Genomic DNA, 17,211 nt, shown 5'->3' on the forward strand with positions numbered 1-17,211 from the left:
TTGTATTAACAAAGAATTGTTTGGCAATTTTTATAAAATCGAGCGAAGCAGCTGCTTCGCTCGATTTTATTTTCAGCGCTTTAATAACTTTCTATTAAAACAGTTCTAAGCGCTAAAAGCCAATAGCTAAAAGCCAACAGCTAAAAGTTAAGCCAATGCTTTCTGTTCTGCGCGGTAGTACAATGTCGAGGCGTTTTCCGGTTTCAGGATATTTCTGGCAGCTTCGTGAATGTCGGCGGAAGTCAGGTTCCGGATGATTTCTGCATCATTATTGGCCCATTCCACGTTTCCGGCATTGGCTGCAAAAGCGAGGTTCATAGCCCTGTTCAGCAGTTCCACTTCGGAAAAAGCAAGGGAAGCTTCGGACTGGTTTTTAACTTTTGTAACTTCTTCGTCTGTCGCTCCGTTTTCAACGAGTTCCTGAAGAATTTCCTTCACCGCAGCATCCGCATCTTCAAGCTTTACACCCGGGTTAAGATTGCCTTTGATAAGCAGCAAACCGGGATCCAAAGAAGAAGTCACACTTGCGCTGATGCTGTTGAAAATGGCTTTTTCCTTTAATAACTGCTGATACAAACGCGAAGATTTGCCTCGTCCGAGAATATCGCTGAGCAAATCGCCGGCATAAAATCCGTCCTCATATCTGCCCGGCATGTGAAAAACCTTGATCAGTGAATCCAAAGGAACAGAGGCTGATGTTTCCAGATGCCTTGCTTCGGTTTGTTTCGGTTCTTTCGGTAAATTTCTTACATACGCCGGTCCGGCCGGAATATCGCCAAACCACTTTTGTGCCAGTTCCTCAATCTGTTCAAACGTCACAGCGCCGGCCACGACCATAATGGCATTGTTCGGACGGTAAAAACGAAAGAAAAAATCCTGCACGTCATTCATTGTGGCACGTTCGATGTGCTCGATGTCTTTCCCGATCGTTGCCCAGCGGTACGGATGTTCTTTATAGGCAAGCGGCCTCAGTTTGAGCCACATGTCGCCGTAAGGCTGATTCAGATACCTTTGCTTGAACTCTTCAATGACGACTTTGCGCTGGACTTCCAGTACATTCGGGTCAAAGGAAAGACTGAGCATTCTGTCCGATTCCAGCCAGAATGCCGTTTCTACATTGTCTGCGGGCAACGTAATGTAATAATTGGTAATATCCGGCGAAGTAAATGCGTTGTTTTCGCCTCCGACATTCTGAACCGGAATGTCATAGCTCGGAATATGCTTGGAGCCGCCGAACATCAGATGCTCAAAAAGATGCGCAAATCCGGTACGTTCCTGATCTTCATCCCTTGAACCTACGTTATACAGTATATTAACGGCAGCCATCGGCGTTGAAAAATCTTCATGAACAAAAACTTTCAGGCCATTATCCAGTGTAAACTGCTTGTAACGGATCATAATTTCAGATTTGTAATAATTTATCGGCCCGAAAATGGTTAAAATAAAACAGGCCGCAGAAACCCGTTGAAACAAATCAGGGTTATAAACAAAGCTAGTGTTCAGTCGGGATACCACCAAACCATTTTGAGTTTATAGTAAAGGCCATGCAAAATATGCTTCGATTTCTTTTTTTACTGACAATTCTCCTTTCCTTTTCATTGCCTTCGCGTGCCCAGCTGCTGAATGATCCGGTTTCTTTGAAAAATGTTCAGAACACTCTGGATAAAATCTATAATTACGAGTTTGACGAGGCCGGGGTTTATATGAATCAAATTGAAAAAAAGTACCCGAATCATCCGGTTTCTCATATTCTGGACTCCTTTATCCTTTTCTGGAAATACCTGCCGATCAAGGATAATCCGGTGAAATCGAAGGAATATTTTCAAAAACTGGAACTATGCCTGGAATCCATCAATAAAAAATTCGGAAAAAACAGCACGGACCCGGAAGCAGTTTTTTATACGATGGTCGCACGCGGGTATATGGCGATGCTTTATAACTACCGCGGCGAAATGGTGAATGCGGCGGGCGAGGGCAAAAAAGCCTATAACGCCTTTACGGAAGGCATGAAACTGATCAGCAAAAATCCGGAATTCTACTTTACTTCCGGCATGTATAATTATTACATTGAAGTATATCCCGAAGAACATCCGATTGTGAAGCCTTTGCTGATTTTTTTCAAGAAAGGCAACAAGGCACTGGGGCTCAAACAAATTGACAATGCAACCAAAGTAGGCACCATTACACGTGCCGAATCCTGTTTTTACCTGGCGCATTTGTACCTGAAATATGAATCAAGACCAGAAAAGGCTGCTTTTTATACCGAAAAGCTTGTGAACTGGTATCCTCATAACCCTGTATTCCGGATGAAAAATGCCGAATCGCTGTTGCTTGCCGGGAAGTATGAAAATGCGGCAAAGGATCTGGCTGTTCTCAGGAAGATAAATACGGGTTTTTATCCGGCAGCATGGCGCACATTTCAGGGAATCCTGGAAGAAAAAGGTGAGAATAACGATGCTGCTGCACAGCATGAATATCTGCTTGCGCTGAAAACCCCGCATGACGACCAGTATACCAAAGAATATCACGCACTGGCATACGCTGGACTGGCGCGCATTTCAGCACGGGCCGGAAACAGGCAGAAAGCTAAGGATTACTATAAAAAATGCCTTGAAAAAGCTGAATATAGAGCGGTGATCAAGGAAGCCAAGTCTTTTAAGTAGCTTAATTTGGAAACAAGCTTTTGTCCAGGCCGGGAATGATTTTCAAGGCATTTTTATAATACAGTTTTTTCAGTACTTCATCGGAAAGTCCCATGCCGTACATGCGCCAGAAAGCATGGTACTTTTTGTGATAGGGGAAATATTCGTCTTCGGTTTCCAGCACGCGGAAATACGTTGAGTATTCGGACGGGACCCAGCTGTCCTTTCCAAAAAGAACGCGGTCCTGATATTTTTCAAAGAACTTTTTTGCACTTCTGGGCTGCCTTCCCAGTTCAGCAATCACCGCGCCGATTTCCACGTACATGTTCGGAAATGCAATCATCAGGCTGTCCAGTTTTTTCAGGTTGTTAGGATACCAGCCCATGTGCGCGTTTATGAAAGTCGTTTTCGGATTACTGCGGAAAATGTGATGCTGTTCGGCGATGAGCGAATCAAAAGGAACGGGATCGTTTTTGTCCCTGCGCCTGCCGGGATGCGTTTTCAGTTCCAGCCAGCGTTCGTTATAGCGGTCCATCGGGTCCCAGAATGACGGTACGTCCGCCGTATGGATCAGAACCGGAACGCCGAGTTCGCCGCATTTCTGCCATACGGGCTGTAATCTTGCGTCACTTACGGCAACACGGTTTCCTTTATCATCTCTTATTCCGCTAAAACCAAGGCTTTTGTATATTTTAAGTCCTTTTGCCCCCATTTTTACATCTTCTTCCAGCTGCTTTACCGCTTTTGAAGTCCAGTCTTTTTCACCGAATCCTTTAAACTGAAGATTGGTAAAAACAGCTATGCGTTTGGGTTCGTTTCTGGCGATGTTATCAAGCGATCCTTTGAGCGTGGCTGTTCCTTCGCTCCATTCCTGCGACCAGCCTCTTCCGCTAAGGTTGATCATGATGCCCATGTTCAGGCTGTCCATTTGTGCCGACAATGCTTTCAGGTCTTGCGTCGGCATTTGCGTCTGATGATTATGGACGTCGATAAATGGAAATTTGGCACGCTTCAAGATATGTTCCTCTACTTTCAGCGTTGAAATCGGATCGTATTCTTCAAAGCCGAGCGGCTGCGTAACCTCGGAAGCATTTTGTGCGTCCGCAGTGAAACCGATGCCGGAAGAAAAAAGCAGAAAGAGTAACAGTCTTTTCATAAAATATATTTTGCGTAAAATTTCATGTTTGCATTAGTTCAGCTTGCCTGAAAAGCACTGGGAATGTAAATCAGCGCTACGCATTGAGCGGCGATGCCTTCTTCTCTTCCTACAAATCCAAGCTGTTCGGAAGTCGTTGCTTTGATGGAAATATCGTTCTCAGGAATATTCGTCACCTTGGCCAGACATGCCTTCATGTCCGGAATGTGCGGGTTTAATTTGGGATTCTGAAGAATGACGGTCACATCGATATTCCCGACTTCGTAGCCTTTTTCCCGGATCATTTCCAGCACTTTTGCTAACAGAATCTTGCTGTCAACCCCTTTCCATTGCGGGTCTTTATCCGAAAAATGATAGCCGATGTTACGTAGATTTGCAGCGCCCAGCAGCGCATCGCATATCACATGACAAACGACATCTGCGTCTGAATGGCCTTTTGCGCCATGTGTATGCGGAATCAGAATACCGCCCAGCCAGAACGGCCTGCCTTCTTCCAACTGATGCACGTCATAGCCTTGTCCAACACGAAAGGGAAACATCTTTGATTTTTAAGAGTACGAAAACAAGTATAAAAGTTCTTTATGATAAAGTATACTTCCGGACAAATATAATAATTCCGTAATGCAGCATGAAAATGCAGCTTGTGGAGTCAAATTGAAGTAAAAGAGTTTTGTGAAAAGTGAAATGTGAATGGTAAAATGTAAGATCGTAACCGCCGGAATTACTTTTGCTGCTGAATCTGGGTTTTCAGTCTGAGGATTTCCTGTTCCTGGCCGGAAGATTTAAAGTAATAATAAAGTCCTGCAATGAGGAATATTTTTGAAAGGATAAATACGATTATAAAGGCCGGGCGCCAGTATTTATGCACTTTGATATACGTATCGCTTACTTCAACTTCCAGGTAAGGGCCTTTGTTATAATTTTCTTCTTTGGGAATGCGGTTGAAAACGTGCTTTCTTTTTTGAGCATTGCCCTTTCTGCTTCTCAGATGCACAATTTCGCGTACGTCCTGCGGCGGAGACACCGCATTTGCATCAAAGTAGCTCAGCACGTCATTTTCAAGATGGGTTACATAAGCAGCAAGTTCGGGGTCATCCAGCATTTTTTGCTGTACAAGTTCCTGTTCTTCCCGACTTGCAAGTCCGAGCAGATAAGATTCCAGAATCCCGCTTTTTATAAGATCCTGCGTATTCAATGTATGTTCAGTTTAAGCATCGCGGTTTGATTTAAAGAATGCATGTAACGAGCGAAGTACCTCGGGTTTGGAAATGTTCAGTTTTTCTGCCACTTCTTCCGGTGAAAATCCCTGACGGAAAGCAAGATCAAAAACCTGCTGCGGAGAATTTTCCGCTGCGTCACTGCGGATGTCCAGAGCCGGGGATGAAGCGCCCGCAAGTTTTCTTTTGGCTTCCACAGCTTTTGCACGCGCCAGTTTGATAATGCATACGGCAAAGGTAAACGGATAACTGTTGCAGCTTTGCAGCAGAGGCGAAGAAAATACACTGATCAGCACTTCCTGCGCGAGATGAGGCTGCGGGATGATCTGCAGAATAATGCCGTAAGCCATTGCGCCGTATTTATCATAAATTTCCAGGGAAGTCAGTTTGCCGGCCGGACTATTCATAAAAGATTGGCCTGTATTCCGATTTATTTGTTCCAGTTCATTCATACGCGGCAATTTAATAATATTAAAGTTGTCTGGATAAAATGGTGGGCAAGTATACTGTAATTAATATTCAAGTTACTTGTTGCATACTAAGTACTTGCAGATCAACCGGGATTATAATTATAAAAGAACAAAGTATTTCGACAAGATCAATGAAATTCTTTATGTTTATTGCAGGATTGATTTTCATGTTCTGTTTTCCGGAAGCCCGTATGCCGGAAGCCGTATGCCGGTGTTTTGATCAGAAAACCGGATTATGCAGTTGCAGCAACGAAATGAAGGTTACAGGATTAAAGATATTCAATGATTAATTTTACAAAATGAAAAAAGAAATAGCAGTTATTTTTGATATGGATGGCGTAATCTGCCATACGAACCCGTATCATTCCATGGCTTTCCGGGAATTTTTCTCAAAGCGGAACCTTTCTCCGACGGATGCGGACTTTGCCGATCATATGTTTGGCAAAAGCAACAGTTACATTCTGAGCCATTTTCTTAATCGCAAAGTGGAAGGAAAAGAACTTCTTGAACTGGAAAATGAAAAAGAAAGCCTGTTTCGTGAGCTGTACGGTCCGCATATTTCACCCATTGCAGGCATTACAAAATTCATTCGTGACTTAAAGGAAAACGGAGTGAAAATCGGCGTGGCGACTTCTGCGCCGTATGCCAATTTCGAGCTGATAGTAAGCAAAGTCCTGATCGGCAAAGACCTGGGTTCCGTTCTTACGAGTGAAGATGTGGAAAAGCACAAGCCTGATCCTGAAATTTATCTGAAGTCCGCGAAAAATCTGGATGTTGATCCGGAAAACTGCATCGTATTCGAGGATTCTTACTCCGGTGTTTCGGCCGCGCTGAATGCCGGTATGCGCGTAGTGGGCGTATTGAGCTCGCATACGCAGGAAGAATTGCCTCCGTGCAACATGTATGTAGAAAACTACAATGAAATGACGTTCAAAAAAGTGGCCGGATTGTTATAAATCACTTTTTATAAAGCAGCGGCATCGTTTACTCTGACGTCAAATGCGCCTGTAAGTACTTTGTCATTGCGTTTTATCTGTAGGAAAATGCGGTAGCGGCCGCCCTTTGGAAATGAATAGGGAAAAGTGATCCGGTTGCTGTGTTCCATTCCCGTCATTCCGGTGCCTGCGGTATCGTACATGCCCATTTCGGTCATTAGAAATTCTTCTCTTTCCGGCACGGACATGGATTTCAAACGTGCAAGATGCCGGTCAACGCTGTCGCGGAACATAGCGGGCGACGGTCTTTTTGCAATGTTGGCGGTGTCGGAAATGCGGTTTTTGAATGTCTGGCCGGCTGCCATTGAAAAGGAACCGCCGGGATGCAGATGAATGTAAACCGAGCCGTCGGACCGGAAAACGGCAACGTGACCGGTCATTCCAAGATAAGGTTCGGGCAGGCACGGACTTCCGTCGGGATTGAAAATTTCGAAATTAAGCTCGTAAGGAATTCCGGCTTTCAGCGGTTTGTCGGGTTTCCCTTCCCAAACGGCATACGAACTGTCTTTGAAAACGGTTTTGGTTCCGGGCTTGCCGCAAATGACCACATTGGCATCGTACGGAATCCTTCCGGGCGAATCCAGCGGATCGGTTAACGTATAGGTATCTTCCTGCGCAACGGTTGCCGGCTGCGTTTTGCTCTGGATCTGAGCGGGTATGACCAACGTATCTACAATCGTCTCGGCAAACCCGGAATACTGAACGATATCGGAATAAACAAGGTATTTTCCGGCGGGCAAATCCGGAAGTGCGGCTTCAAAGCGAAGTGTATCTTTTCGCTCCGGGTGGATGTGCGCAAAGGCGTCCATGCCCGGAATCCGGACCAGAAATGTATGCATCAGTTTGCCGTGATCCGGAATCAATGTACTCAGCATGCTGCCTTTGGATTGTGCCGTCCAGCCAGTAGTATCAATTTCAAGCTGAAAAACCGGATTGTTCTCTGAACCGAGGATTTTGGTATTGCCTTGAAGCGGTTTGTAAAGCCATTGCTTGTAATCGGCTGCCCAGTTATCCCACCAGCTGCTTCCGCCGTACAGGATCAGGGCGCATACAACCGTTGCAATGCCCATATTCATCCATTTTTTACGTTTTTGTGCGGCAGTAAGCACTTCTCCGGGCCTTAATATCCCGTCGCTTACACTGGCGCCGATTGTTGTGATCATTAGCAGAAACAGCAGAACGCCTAAAATGCTGAGCCCGATGCCAAGTTGTTTGGGCATATCCCGCTGCGCAGTGGAAACGGCTATAATCGGGATAATGATTTCACCTTTTCCCTTATCGCCTTCAATCTGGATCTGTGCGCTTGAAGAACCCGATTCCATTAACCATATCGAACCCTGAAACTGACCGGTTTGTCCGGGAACCTGCGTAAGTTCATCCGGCGAAGGAGCGCCTTTGTCGCCTGAATAAAAGTAAATGGGCCTCGCCAGGATTTTATCTGCATTTCCGTTGCTTACAAAAACGGTTAGACGGGCAGTTCCGGGAATAACGTCAGGCGGCTGAATGCTTGCAAGGATTGTGTAGGGCCCGGCTTGTCCCTGCATCTGAACGCCGGAACTTCCGATATGCGCTTTGGCACTGGCGCCAATAAGCAGCAGAATAAAAAAGAGAATATTTTTCATCGTTGAATTTTATGCATCCAGTTGCCCCATGCCAAACCGATACGCGTTGAGATCAGTGCTGCAAGGAATGCAATGCCGATACCTTTCAAAAAATCGGGCGTGCTTTCCAGATTCCACGGAGCATACTTGTAACGGTATTCCCATTCTGGATTGTTGCCGAAATACCAGTAATGACTACCGAAAAACCAGTTTCTTGCATAAGGCGATTCCATCAGGAATGCGCCGAAAAACCATTGTACTGCCAAAAAAACAAGCAGAAAAGCAGTAGCAAGAATGAGTGCAAGTTTCCAGTCGTTGTAGTATGCATAGCGGTTACGGAGCATATCAAGCACAATCGCCGGAATGATCAGGAGCAATGGAAACTGATAGCCCTGATAATGATCAAAATGATTCAGAATAGGCCCGAGCTTGGGCTCGGCGGGAAAAAGCGGTATAATCCAGAAAGTGGCGAGCATCAGAAAGGTATAGACGCCTGCAACGGCAGTTATGGTCCATTTGTGACTGACGGCTCGGCCCGCTGCCATTAACAGGATTGGAAAAGCGGCGGAAGCAAAAATGTAATAACTGGACGAATGCGTCTGCATTCGGCCCAGCTCTTCGGAAAGCAGCGTAAACCAGATGGTAAGCAGGAATCCGGCAGAGAGGGCAAAAAGCCGGAACAGCTTTTTGTCGAGTACTTTTCTGAGTTCAAAACTGGCAAGCTTAAAGGCTTTAAACTGGTTTTTGGTAGCAATCACGCAGATCATCGCCCCAAACTGGATTCCGATAATTCCGAGAACCAGTACCGTATGCGGTGGCGAAAGAATGGTTACGTCCAGTCCGTACGTGTTGTGCCACCAGTCGTCGAAAGGTGCGGATGCCAGCATGGACAAGGCGCCCCAAACGCAGAACAGCGAACCAAGCGAGCTGTAAAAGAATCCCCAGATTTTTACGCTGGCGGATTTTTCCTGAACACTTCCCCGGAATGTCCTTCGCAGGATTTCAAAGCCGGAAAAAAGACCGGCAACAACGGCTCCGAGATAAATAACCAGATGCGGAGGAGACAGCAATCCGTCACGGCCAATGCTGATGTGCCAGCAAATATCCCATATGAGTCCTGTAATGACACAGAACGAAGCAAAAACAGTTGCGTAAATGTAAACAGGAACAGAAGGGCTGCCCTGCAGAGAAACAATGCGTTTTCCTTCAACGGGCGGAGGGCTGATCGTGAATTCACTCATAGGAACGTGGGAGAAGTTGAGACAGGAAATTTAAATTTATCCCGTTTAAAATCATGATTTACAATCTAATAAATTCCTGCTTGAATCCATAAATTTATTTAATGGCCGGTTTTCAGAACGGGCGCATGGCCTTGACAAACCGTCCTTTGAAATAGTTGGAAAAAAGATTGTCTTCACGCACACCTTTTGAAGTAGAAGCGTGAATGAAGATGATTTCCTGCCTGTTGCGTACATCCGTCACGATCCCGGCATGGGAAACATAGCCTTCCTTGCCCGATTCCGGAACAAAAAATACCCAGTCGCCGGCGCGCAGGTCTTCCAGTCTGCTTATTTCCTTTCCGAATTCCGATTGCTGCCATGAAATTCGGGGGACTTTTACGCCGATTTCAGAGTATACAGAACAGATAAGCCCCGAACAGTCGATTCCGTTTTTGTCATTTCCGCCGGAGCGGTAAGGCGTTCCGGAGTAAGTCCGGGCCACTTTCACAACCTGCGGAATATCACCGGAGGACAAACTGGTTCTCGGTTTGTAAGTTTGCCTTGCCGTAGCTGAAGGTTTTCTGACGGGCGTTCTTGCGGGCGGTCTCCGGGCAACGCTCGAACGCGGTTTTCCGTACCTGGAAGCAGCAGGTCTTGCCGGCGTTTTGCGGAGCGTGTCACAGGAAAAAACAAGAATGGCCAGGGCAAGCGTACAAAAAGTTTTAAACAGGTAAAAAGGAAATTGCTTCTTCATGCGTAAGCTTGATATTTATTCTGTAAAGATCATGTTGCGGCTATGGCCTTATCTCTGCACAATAACGATACTTTACCTAAAATTAGTAAGAATTGTTTGCGGAAAAGAACCGGCGCGGAAAGATAAATCAACTTCATGGGACATAAACCGCAGGCAGCAAAGGGCGAAAAAATACGGCAAATATTATGTGACTGACTGCTTTGTAAGTAGTTTTGTCCTGGATGAAAACTGCCTGGCAGGATTAATCCGTTCGAGTTTGTCCCACTGAAAATTTTATCTGCAATCCATGAAAATCATTTGTGTTGGCCGTAATTATACAGAGCATATCGCTGAATTGAATAATGAGAAACCGGATGCGCCAGTTATATTCCTGAAACCGGAAACAGCCCAGATCCGTTTGGGAGAACCGTTTTTTTACCCTGATTTTTCCAAAGATATTCATCATGAAGTGGAGCTGGTTGTAAAAATCAACCGCGTTGGGAAAAACATAGAAGAAAGATTTGCGCATAAATATTACGATGAAATCGGCATCGGCATTGATTTTACCGCACGCGACCTGCAGTCGGAACTGAAAAGCAAAGGCTTGCCGTGGGAACTGGCAAAAGCGTTTAACGGATCGGCGCCGGTTTCGGATTTCGTTCCGGTTTCGGATTATGAGGATATTCAGAACATCAATTTCAGTCTGGATGTAAACGGCGAAACGCGGCAGAGCGGTAATTCTTCCATGATGCTTTACCGGATCAATTACCTTATTTCTTTTGTATCCAAATTTTTTATGCTGAAAAAAGGCGATCTGATTTTCACCGGAACTCCGAAAGGCGTGTCGTCCGTGCAGATAGGGGATAAGCTCACGGCTTCCATTGAAGGTAAAAAAATGCTGGAATTATTTGTCAGATAAATCGTTCTTAATCATCCGACAGCTGCCGGGCCGTTCATTATTACCGTTTTTTTCATGCAATACTATTTTCGTGCGCTGGTCCGAACCGGTTTTTTCGTGGCGGTCCTGCTTCATATTTACCATCATTCATTTGCACAAAAGCAGTCTTATCCAAAAGGTTATTATCAGTTTCCGATACGTCCCGGCCTGGCCAATACGCTTGCCGGCGGTCTGGGCGATTTGAGAAGCAATCATTTTCATGCCGGTCTGGATATCAGAACGGAGCAGCGCGAAGGATTGCCGGTACATGCCGCTGCAGAAGGCTATGTTTACAAAGTAGCCATTCAGAGAAGCGGGTACGGCAATGTCATTTTTCTGCGCCATCCCAACGGACAAACTACGGTATACGGCCATTTGCTGAAATTCAGCGATCCGCTTGCGCGTTATGTGCGCGAGGAACAGTATAAAAAGCAGACGTTCGAAATAGATCTTTTTCCCGAGCCCGGGAAGTTCCAGTTTAAAAAAGGAGAAGTCATTGCGCTTTCCGGCAATACCGGCGGCTCTGCGGGTCCGCACCTGCATTTTGAAATCCGTGATTCGAAAGATAATTACCTGAATCCTTTATATTTCGGTTTTAATGAAATAAAGGACGTTACGCCACCGAAGTTTGTAAATCTGGCGATCCGGCCACTGGATATCAACGGGCGTGTGAACGGGCAGTTTGACCGCAAAGTGTTTGCGCCGGTGAAGCTGAAAGACGGCACTTACCGGCTGCCTGATCCGGTTACGGCCACGGGCATAATCGGCATGGATCTTGTTGCACATGACCAGATGACCGGAACCGGATTTCGTTACGGCCTGCAATGCATAGAAATCAAAATGGACGGGAACGAGGTATTTTCCTACAACATGGAGATTTTCCCCAATGCCTCGACGCGCGATTACAACAATCTGATTGATTATGAAACGGAACAGAAAACCGGTCAGCGTTTTCTGAAATGCTACGTTCCGGACGGCAACAATTTCAATCTTTACAAAACAGGATCATTCAAAGGCAAGCTCAACATTACGGACACACTGAGCCATGAAGTCCGGATCAGAATAACGGATTCGTATGAAAATTCTTCCGAACTGATTTTCAACATCAAAGGCGAACCGCAGAATCCGCCGCTGCCAACGTACGACATGGAAGTGAATCCGGAATGGGTACAAACAGACGTTCAGGAAAATACGCTGGCTGTGAAGGCGAAATATTACAGAAGTTCAATCCCGTTTGCCACTTTTTTTGCCGGAGGAAAAGAAATCAAAAAGCAGCCTGATTTTTATGCCGGCGAATCCGCGGTTTTTCTGAATGACCTGCGGCTGTACCGGCCGGATTCTGTGAAAATCTGCAATACCGTTGTAAAAACTTATCTGAGAAGTCAGATTTATCCCGAAACTGCATTTACCTATCAGGGTGAAAAATGGTCTGTAGGTTTTCAGAACACCAGCCTTTTTGATACCTTGTTTCTGGTCGGGCAACGCAATTTCAATGCGCTTACGATCAATAACCGCGGCGTTGCACTCAAAGATTTTGTCACTGTTTCGTTCACACCGGAAAATGTTCCCGATGACAAAGCGCGTACGCGTGTTTACAGGTATGTAAATGGTGAATATCGTTTTGCAGGCGGCGTATGGACGGAAAACGAAATCCGATTTGATACGCGCGAACTCGGAACATTTGTTATTCAGGCGGATACCGTTCCACCAAAAGTCCGTCTTATTGAAAACAGCAAAAAAAGAATCAGAGGTTATATATGGGACCCGTTATCGGGAATTGATTTTTACAAGGCATTGGTCAACGGCGAATGGGTACTGATGAATTTTGATGCCAAAAAAGGGTATATATGGTCTGAAAAGCTGGACGAAAACCGGCCTTTTGAAGGAGAACTAATGCTGGAAGTAACAGATAGGGCGGGAAATAGTACTATCTTGCGAACAGAACTGACCGAGCCGGTTGTTGTTCATAAAAAGGTCAGAAAACGTAAAAGATAATTAGTATGGAACTTCAAGTCGGTGATCCGGCACCTGCGTTTTCAGCCAGGGACCAGGATGGAAAGGAAGTAAAACTTTCGGATTTCAAAGGAGAAAAAGTGATTCTGTACTTTTATCCGAAGGACGACACGCCCGGCTGCACGGCACAGGCCTGTAATCTGCGCGACAATTACGACAAATTGTTAAGCCAGGGTTATAAAGTGCTGGGTGTAAGCGTTGATAATGAAAAATCACATGTCAAATTCATCAATAAATTCAGTCTTCCGTTTCCTTTGCTTGCCGATACGGATCATGCAATTGTGGAATCATACGGCGTGTGGGTTGAAAAAAGCATGTACGGCCGGACCTACATGGGAACAGCGCGCACTACATTTGTAATTGACGAAAACGGTATGATTGAAGAAATTATCCAGAAAGTGGATACCAAAAACCATACGGATCAAATTCTTGGCAATACTTAATAATAAACGGTCAATTTTAGATACTTAATTTAAGGACCTTTGTACCCTGGAAATAACAAGTAAAAGACATTCCAACAGAAACAGATAAAAATGGAAATTGAACAACTAGAAAAAGTAGCTTCGCAAGTCCGCAGGGATATTGTTCGTATGGTACACAGCTGCCAGTCGGGACATCCCGGAGGTTCATTGGGCTGCACCGACTTATTGGTGGCATTGTACTTCGAGCGCATGATGCTCAATGAGCAGGACGGCAAACCAGTATTTGATATGAACGGAACGGGTGAAGACCTTTTCTTTCTGTCGAACGGACATATTTCGCCGGTTTGGTACAGTACTTTGGCACGCCGCGGTTATTTTCCTGTTGAGGAACTGGCAACTTTCCGCAAGCTGGATTCACGTCTGCAAGGACATCCGACCACGCATGAGCATCTGGAAGGAATCCGCATTGCTTCCGGTTCGCTCGGACAAGGTTTGTCGGTTGCACTGGGCGCTGCCATGGCCAAAAAACTGAACAAGGACAAAGGCATCATCTATGTGCTGATGGGTGACGGCGAACAGCAGGAAGGCCAGGTTTGGGAAGCGGCATCGTTTGCCCCGCATCACGAAGTGGATAATCTGATTGCGTTCATTGACCTGAACGGCCAGCAAATTGACGGTCCGACGGTTAAAGTAATGAACAACCGCGATCTGGGCAAGAAATACGAAGCTTTCGGATGGGAAGTAATTTCCATTGAAGAAGGCAACGACATGGCGGCTATACTGAAAGGTCTTTACGAAGCTAAAAGCCGTCTGGGACACGGAAGGCCGATTCTTGTTTTGCTTCATACCGGCATGGGCTTCGGTGTTGATTTCATGATGGGCAGCCACAAATGGCACGGCGTTGCACCGAACGACGAGCAACTTGCCGCAGCATTGGGCCAGCTGGAAGAAACTTTGGGTGATTATTGAAAATACAAAACCATCAGTTTGATACTTGATCCGGTTTTATAAAAATATCAGATATAATGAAAAAATACACCTTCACTGAGAAGAAAGATACCCGTTCCGGCTTTGGTGCCGGGATGCATGAGCTCGGAAAGCAAAACCCGAACGTGGTGGCACTTTGTGCTGATTTGGTTGGCTCTTTAAAACTGGAACCTTTTATCAAGGAAAACCCGGATCGTTTTATCCAATGCGGTATTTCGGAGGCGAATATGATCGGGGTTTCAGCCGGTCTGACCATCGGCGGCAAAATTCCTTTTGCCACTACTTTTGCCAACTTTGCAACAGGACGCGTTTATGACCAGATCCGTCAGAGCGTTGCCTATTCCAATAAAAATGTAAAAATCTGCGCGTCGCATGCAGGGCTTACGTTGGGTGAAGACGGCGCAACGCACCAGATTCTGGAAGATCTTGGCATGATGAAAATGCTGCCGGGCATGACAGTGATCAATCCTTGCGATTACAACCAGACCAAAGCGGCAACCATTGCCATTGCTGACCATGAAGGCCCGGTTTATCTGCGTTTCGGACGTCCGGTTATTCCGGTTTTTACGGCTGCGGACCAGAAATTTGAAATTGGCAAGGCATGGATGGTCAATGAAGGAACGGACGTCAGTATTTTTGCAACGGGCCATATGGTCTGGGAAGCAATTCAGGCTGGTGAGCAGCTGGAAGCGGAAGGAATCAACGCTGAAATCATTAACATTCATACGATCAAACCATTGGACGAAGAAGCTGTTCTGAAATCGGTGGAGAAAACAGGATGTGTGGTTACGGCAGAAGAACACAACAGAATCGGCGGTCTTGGCGACAGCATTGCGCAGGTTCTGGTTAAGAACAAGCTTGTTCCGCAGGAATATGTGGCCGTAAACGACAGCTTCGGAGAAAGCGGAACGCCAACGCAGCTGATGGAAAAATACGGTTTGACGGCAAAAGATATTGTTGCAGCTGCTAAACGCGCTATTGAAAGAAAGTAAAAAACCAAGTTGCTGTTGCTTTGACAGCGAATAAAAATGGCCGGGTCTTGTAAAAGTAAAACATCGTTTGCTTTTGCAAGACTCGGATTTTATTTGCCGTGTATTGAAAAATAAACTATTATTGACTAGCGTTGATTCGGGATTTGTTACATCATGAACCCGAAAGGTTTACCTGAAATTGGTCAACAGGTTAGTACTGATTAAATGTCTGACGAAGAATTATTAGCTCTTTTTGAAAATCCGGAAACGCGCAGAAACGCTTTCAACCAGCTGGTGCGCAAGTATCAGCAAAAGGTGTATTGGCTGATCCGTAAAATGGTTGTTGACCACGACGATGCCAATGACATTACGCAGGATGTATTTATAAAAGCCTGGACGGCACTTGAAAATTTTCGCGGCGATTCGAAACTATATACCTGGCTGTACCGTATTGCAAGCAATGAAGCAATCAACTTTCTGAACAAAAAGAGAAAAAGGTTTTTTATTCCAATCTATGACATTGAAAATGAACTGAGTGAAAAGCTGGAAGCCGATCCATTGGTGAGCGGAGATGCCGTACAGCTGAAACTGCAGAAGGCGTTGCTGAAATTACCCGAAAAGCAAAGGCTTGTTTTCAACCTGAAATACTTTGAAGAACTGCCCTATGAAGAAATCTCTGAAATTACAGGAACTTCCGTAGGCGCATTGAAAGCTTCGTACCATTGGGCGACGAAAAAAATAGAAGACTTTTTGAATGAAACGGATTAAACCATTTTCAATTGCTTTGGTCAAACATTTACAAGTAGAGAAACACAGATAATCATGGACAAAAAGCGAATACGGCTGGATGATATAAAAAGGGAAACGCCCTTTAACGTCCCCGATGGCTATTTTGATAAGCTGCCGCAGATGATTCAGTCGAGAATTCCGGCGGAACCGGTACGCAGGCCGGTCATGGGCTGGTCGTGGCAAAGATCGCTCGGCCTGGCTTCGGCAATGGCATTTATTCTGGCTTTGGTATGGGTTACTGTTCCGGAACGCCAGGGCTCGCTCGGGCAGGAACCGCTAAGCGGCGTTAGCAATGCTTCGATCATTTCTTATCTGGAAGACCAGAATATCAGTTATTACGATTTAAGCGAGCATAAAGTTGTTCAAAAAGCGTTTGACACGGATTCAACAGTTCTTTTTTATCTGGACGGCCTGGATGAGGATGTGCTGCGCCAGCAAATTGATGAACCGGTTTCAGGTGCTGAGACGATCTGACCCTAACAATAAAAGACGATGAACTTAAAATTATTTTCAAACCACTATAAAATCTTTGCATTCCTGTTCATTGCATTATGTTCAGTTACATCGGTTCGGGCGCAGGGCCGTTCCGAGGATGAAATAAAAAGAATTCAGGATGCCAAAGTTGCCATTATTACGAATCGCCTGAACCTGACGCCTGAGCAATCGACCGGGTTCTGGCCGATCTATAACGAGTATTCGCAGAAGAGAAGGGAAATTCACCGCGAGCAACGAATGATTATCAACAACAAAAAGGCTTTGGTAAAAACGGATAATCAGGTTATGAACAATCTGAAAGAAGTACAGGATCTGCGGCAAAAGGAACTCGACCTTGAAAAAGAATATCAGGGCCGTTTTCTTAAAGTAATTTCTGCCAGTCAGGTAATCGAATTATATAAAGCCGAGCGTACTTTCAACGATATGCTGATCCAGCGGCTGAAACAAAGATAAAGTAGCCGGCTGCTCGGGCTTGTTCCGGTTATATCCGCAGCGCTTGAATAAATACAGATTCTTAAAACAAAACAGGTCAGGATTTTTCCTGACCTGTTTTGTTTTGGATT

Annotated in this window: 18 protein-coding genes; 10 read left to right on the forward strand and 8 right to left on the reverse strand. The window is 45.4% G+C overall.

The genetic code is table 11. The annotated features are described in order from the left end of the window. Positions 1-147: 147 nt before the first annotated feature. Positions 148-1,398: a M16 family metallopeptidase gene (locus FEM33_RS01140; protein WP_139010284.1), complete on the reverse strand. Its 1,251-nt coding sequence runs from the start codon at positions 1,396-1,398 to the stop codon at positions 148-150. 155 nt (positions 1,399-1,553) lie between these two features. Between FEM33_RS01140 and FEM33_RS01145 the strand changes: the two genes are divergently transcribed. Next, positions 1,554-2,663, forward strand: coding sequence for a tetratricopeptide repeat protein (locus FEM33_RS01145; protein ID WP_229214020.1), 1,110 nt, complete (start codon positions 1,554-1,556; stop codon positions 2,661-2,663). A 1-nt stretch (position 2,664) separates the two neighbouring features. Here the strand turns inward: FEM33_RS01145 and FEM33_RS01150 are convergent, their stop codons facing one another. From FEM33_RS01150 to FEM33_RS01165, 4 genes are all read right to left on the reverse strand, one after another. Beyond that, the gene (locus FEM33_RS01150; RefSeq protein ID WP_139010286.1) at positions 2,665-3,798 is read right to left on the reverse strand and encodes an amidohydrolase family protein; all 1,134 of its coding nucleotides are present in this window, start codon (positions 3,796-3,798) and stop codon (positions 2,665-2,667) included. Between the two features lie 38 nt (positions 3,799-3,836). Further along, complete coding sequence (ispF, locus tag FEM33_RS01155) at positions 3,837-4,337, reverse strand: 2-C-methyl-D-erythritol 2,4-cyclodiphosphate synthase (RefSeq protein WP_139010287.1); 501 nt, start codon at positions 4,335-4,337, stop codon at positions 3,837-3,839. A gap of 182 nt (positions 4,338-4,519) precedes the next feature. Next, the gene (locus FEM33_RS01160) at positions 4,520-4,993 is read right to left on the reverse strand and encodes a hypothetical protein (RefSeq protein ID WP_139010288.1); all 474 of its coding nucleotides are present in this window, start codon (positions 4,991-4,993) and stop codon (positions 4,520-4,522) included. Between the two features lie 12 nt (positions 4,994-5,005). Further along, the gene (locus FEM33_RS01165; RefSeq protein WP_229214021.1) at positions 5,006-5,422 is read right to left on the reverse strand and encodes a hypothetical protein; all 417 of its coding nucleotides are present in this window, start codon (positions 5,420-5,422) and stop codon (positions 5,006-5,008) included. Positions 5,423-5,784: 362 nt separating this feature from the next. On the opposite strand from FEM33_RS01165, the gene FEM33_RS01170 reads away from it, so the two are divergent. Next, positions 5,785-6,441, forward strand: coding sequence for an HAD family hydrolase (locus FEM33_RS01170; protein WP_139010289.1), 657 nt, complete (start codon positions 5,785-5,787; stop codon positions 6,439-6,441). Between the two features lie 8 nt (positions 6,442-6,449). Here FEM33_RS01170 and FEM33_RS01175 read toward each other — a convergent pair whose 3' ends face one another. From FEM33_RS01175 to FEM33_RS01185, 3 genes are all read right to left on the reverse strand, one after another. Next, complete coding sequence (locus tag FEM33_RS01175; RefSeq protein WP_139010290.1) at positions 6,450-8,102, reverse strand: DUF8832 domain-containing protein; 1,653 nt, start codon at positions 8,100-8,102, stop codon at positions 6,450-6,452. Continuing rightward, positions 8,099-9,322 (reverse strand): hypothetical protein, encoded by a 1,224-nt coding sequence (locus FEM33_RS01180; RefSeq protein WP_201747677.1) that lies wholly within the window; start codon positions 9,320-9,322, stop codon positions 8,099-8,101. Before FEM33_RS01180 ends, FEM33_RS01175 begins: the two co-directional genes overlap by 4 nt. A gap of 112 nt (positions 9,323-9,434) precedes the next feature. Then, positions 9,435-10,055, reverse strand: coding sequence for a C40 family peptidase (locus tag FEM33_RS01185; protein WP_139010291.1), 621 nt, complete (start codon positions 10,053-10,055; stop codon positions 9,435-9,437). 286 nt (positions 10,056-10,341) lie between these two features. Between FEM33_RS01185 and FEM33_RS01190 the strand changes: the two genes are divergently transcribed. The 8 genes from FEM33_RS01190 to FEM33_RS01225 all read left to right on the forward strand — a co-directional run bounded on the left by FEM33_RS01190 (position 10,342) and on the right by FEM33_RS01225 (position 17,101). After that, complete coding sequence (locus FEM33_RS01190) at positions 10,342-10,953, forward strand: fumarylacetoacetate hydrolase family protein (RefSeq protein ID WP_139010292.1); 612 nt, start codon at positions 10,342-10,344, stop codon at positions 10,951-10,953. Positions 10,954-11,007: 54 nt separating this feature from the next. After that, complete coding sequence (locus tag FEM33_RS01195) at positions 11,008-12,966, forward strand: M23 family metallopeptidase (RefSeq protein WP_139010293.1); 1,959 nt, start codon at positions 11,008-11,010, stop codon at positions 12,964-12,966. Positions 12,967-12,971: 5 nt separating this feature from the next. After that, on the forward strand, positions 12,972-13,427 hold the full coding sequence (gene bcp / locus FEM33_RS01200) for a thioredoxin-dependent thiol peroxidase (RefSeq protein ID WP_139010294.1): 456 nt from the start codon (positions 12,972-12,974) through the stop codon (positions 13,425-13,427). A gap of 90 nt (positions 13,428-13,517) precedes the next feature. Next, positions 13,518-14,375, forward strand: coding sequence for a transketolase (locus tag FEM33_RS01205; RefSeq protein WP_201747678.1), 858 nt, complete (start codon positions 13,518-13,520; stop codon positions 14,373-14,375). 56 nt (positions 14,376-14,431) lie between these two features. Further along, complete coding sequence (locus FEM33_RS01210; protein ID WP_139010296.1) at positions 14,432-15,385, forward strand: transketolase family protein; 954 nt, start codon at positions 14,432-14,434, stop codon at positions 15,383-15,385. A 204-nt stretch (positions 15,386-15,589) separates the two neighbouring features. Beyond that, positions 15,590-16,132 carry an RNA polymerase sigma factor gene (locus tag FEM33_RS01215; RefSeq protein ID WP_139010297.1) on the forward strand — a complete coding sequence of 181 codons (543 nt, stop codon included), beginning with the start codon at positions 15,590-15,592 and terminating at the stop codon, positions 16,130-16,132. Between the two features lie 54 nt (positions 16,133-16,186). After that, positions 16,187-16,627, forward strand: coding sequence for a hypothetical protein (locus tag FEM33_RS01220; RefSeq protein WP_139010298.1), 441 nt, complete (start codon positions 16,187-16,189; stop codon positions 16,625-16,627). Between the two features lie 18 nt (positions 16,628-16,645). Next, the gene (locus FEM33_RS01225) at positions 16,646-17,101 is read left to right on the forward strand and encodes a hypothetical protein (protein ID WP_201747679.1); all 456 of its coding nucleotides are present in this window, start codon (positions 16,646-16,648) and stop codon (positions 17,099-17,101) included. The last annotated feature ends 110 nt before the right edge of the window (positions 17,102-17,211 follow it).

Origin of the sequence: Dyadobacter flavalbus (assembly GCF_006149045.1) — a bacterium.
GTDB lineage: Bacteria > Bacteroidota > Bacteroidia > Cytophagales > Spirosomataceae > Dyadobacter > Dyadobacter flavalbus.